The sequence below is a fragment of the Candidatus Accumulibacter aalborgensis genome (genome assembly GCF_900089955.1).
GTDB lineage: Bacteria > Pseudomonadota > Gammaproteobacteria > Burkholderiales > Rhodocyclaceae > Accumulibacter > Accumulibacter aalborgensis.
In genome coordinates this window covers 1-2,501 of record NZ_FLQX01000068.1, presented here as the reverse complement: position 1 = coordinate 2,501, position 2,501 = coordinate 1, and the positions used below count along the sequence as shown (strand labels likewise).

The following is a 2,501-nucleotide window of genomic DNA, read 5'->3' as shown; positions in this document are numbered from 1 at the left end:
GTTGAACTAAACCGCTGGCGCGGTGGTGGGAAGGCCGACCGCCGCGTTGTTGTTTCTGGAGGGTCTTCGTTCTGAGAAGGCGTAGTTGCTCGAGTTGATCGTCATTGGTCCGATCATCTTCATTGGGAATGTTCCCGATCTTGATGAGGAGAACGAGATGACTGAACTACGTAAGCGGATGAACGACGCGATGGTGCTGCGAGGCCTCGCCGAACGGACGAAGGAATCGTATCTGGCGTGTGTCACGGGTCTGGCCAAGTACTACTGGCTCTCGCCTGACACGCTGGATGCCGAGGCGATTCAGTCGTACCTGCTGCACCTGATCACCGAGAAGAAGCTCGCCTACTCCAGTGTCAACCAAGCGGCCTGCGCCTTTCGGTTTCTCTTTGCGACCGTACTTCGGCAGAAGTCCGTGGCCTTCGACATCCCGATGGCCAAGGTGCCGAAACGCCTGCCGCAGGTACTCACGCGCGACGAGGTGCAACGCTTGTTCGCGCACGGCGGCGACCTGCGTTCGCGCGCGGTGCTGATGACCACCTACGCGGCCGGACTGCGTCTGTCGGAAGTTTGCGCGCTGCAGCTTGGCGACATCGAAAGCGCGCCGGATCGGATGTGCATCAAGGTCCGCCAGGGGAAGGGCGGCAAGGATCGCTACACGCTGCTCTCGCCGCGTCTCCTCGATACCCTGCGCCTGTACTGGCGTGCTCGCCGCCCGCGGCTCTGGCTGTTCCCCAACAGCAGCGGTGACGGTCCGCTCTCCGACCAGACTGCCCAGCGCATGTACCACGCGGCTCGCCGCGCCGCCGGTATTGAACACGGCGGCGGTATCCACACTTTGCGCCACGCCTTCGCCACTCACCTGCTCGAAGCCGGCGTCGATATCCACACCATCCAGCGCCTGATGGGCCATGGTCACGTCAGCACGACAACACGCTACTTCCATCTGGCGCACACCCACCTGATCGGCACCCCCTCGCCACTCGAACTGCTCGATCCCGACTGAGCGGTGTCGGTGCAAGCGGTCGGCCTGGCCGCGGTGCTGGCCACCTTCGGCCCAGCCTATCTGGCGATGAAGTCCCTGGGGTGCGCGGCGGCCCGTGTGTGGCGTGCGATCCTCGCCTGTCGCACCGCGATTCTCGGGGGCCACATCGAAACCTGCGACCACTGCGGGACGGTGCGGCACGTCTATCATTCGTGCCGCAATCGGCATTGCCCGCAATGTCAGACCCGCGCGAAGGAGGCGTGGATCGCGGCACGACGGCGCGAAGTGCTGCCCGTGCCCTACTTCCACCTCGTGTTCACGCTGCCGCATGATCTCAATGGCTTGATTGCCGCTGCCCCACGGCCGCTCTACGAGAACCTGTTCTCGGCGGTCTCGGCCACCCTCGCCGAGTTCGCCGCCAGCCCGCGACATCTCGGCGGCGTGCCGGCATTCTCGCTGGTGCTGCACACGTGGAAGCAGGATCTCGGCCGGCACGTTCATCTCCATGCGCTGGTGGCCGGTGGCGCACTGTCGCCAGGTGGTCAGTGGATCGCACCGAAAAAAGGCTTCCTGTTCCCGGTGCGAGCCCTGTCGCGCGTCTTTCGCGGCAAGTTCGTCGCCGGACTCGAAGCCTTGCACAGCGCAGACCGCTTACCGGGACTGCTGGCCACTCCTGCCGACTGGCGACGGCTGAAGCAACGGATCCACGTCCATGACTGGGTGGTCTATGCCAAGCAGCCGCTGGGCGGCCCGGAAGCGGTACTCGAATACCTCGGTCGCTACACGCACCGGGTGGCGGTCTCCAACGAGCGTATCCTCGGCATCGACGGCAACGACGTGCTCCTGCGCGTCCGCGCCGATCCCACCAGCGGCAAGAAGCGCACCCTGCGCGTGCCGGGCACCGAGTTCATCGACCGTTTTTTGCAACACGTCTTGCCGGCCGGTTTCAAGCGCATCCGTCACTACGGCCTGCTCTCGCCGGCGCGCAAGAAGGACGCTCTGGCGGCCGCCCGCGCGGCGCTCAATCTGCCGCCACCGGAGCCGGCGCTAATCGAGTCGGTCGCCGACTTCATACAGCGCGTGGCGCGCATCGAGCAGGCGCGCTGCCCGCATTGCGGCATTGGAGAGTTTCGTGTGGTTGCCACCCTCCTGCCTCAACGCGATCAGCCAAAGCTGCGCGGGCCCCCTTGATGGTCGCAGTCCCTCCTTGCTCCCCTCAACAATCGGACGGCAGCGCCATCCGCGGTGTCGTTCGCTTTACCGGCGGGCAAGCCCTGCCACGCACCTCGCGTTCACCGCTGCCACCTCTACCGCGTGTCCTTTCGCCCGCCTTCCTGCCCCTCGGCCAGCGTCGATCCGCTCCACCACATCATGCCAAACGATTGACTTTGGCCGGCCCAGCCCTACAATCCCCATAACGATCGCCATTGCGGCGGTTCAGTCCAACCACGTTTATCTGCCGCGATACGCCTGCGCTTGGACCGAACGTCCTCGGGGCGGCAGATAAACGCTATTCGTT

2 protein-coding genes are annotated in these 2,501 nt (G+C 64.8%); both read left to right on the top strand.

Annotated features, from left to right (window positions below; translation table 11 throughout):
* Positions 1 to 157: 157 nt before the first annotated feature.
* On the top strand, positions 158 to 1,003 hold the full coding sequence (locus ACCAA_RS04635; protein ID WP_186406072.1) for a tyrosine-type recombinase/integrase: 846 nt from the start codon (positions 158 to 160) through the stop codon (positions 1,001 to 1,003).
* Between the two features lie 9 nt (positions 1,004 to 1,012).
* The gene (locus ACCAA_RS04630) at positions 1,013 to 2,173 is read left to right on the top strand and encodes an IS91 family transposase (protein ID WP_245754437.1); all 1,161 of its coding nucleotides are present in this window, start codon (positions 1,013 to 1,015) and stop codon (positions 2,171 to 2,173) included.
* Positions 2,174 to 2,501: the final 328 nt, after the last annotated feature.

What these genes read in the sequence shown, in the direction of transcription:
- ACCAA_RS04635 (WP_186406072.1), top strand. Translation starts at nt 158, where the DNA reads ATGACTGAACTACGTAAGCGGATGAACGACGCGATGGTGCTGCGAGGC.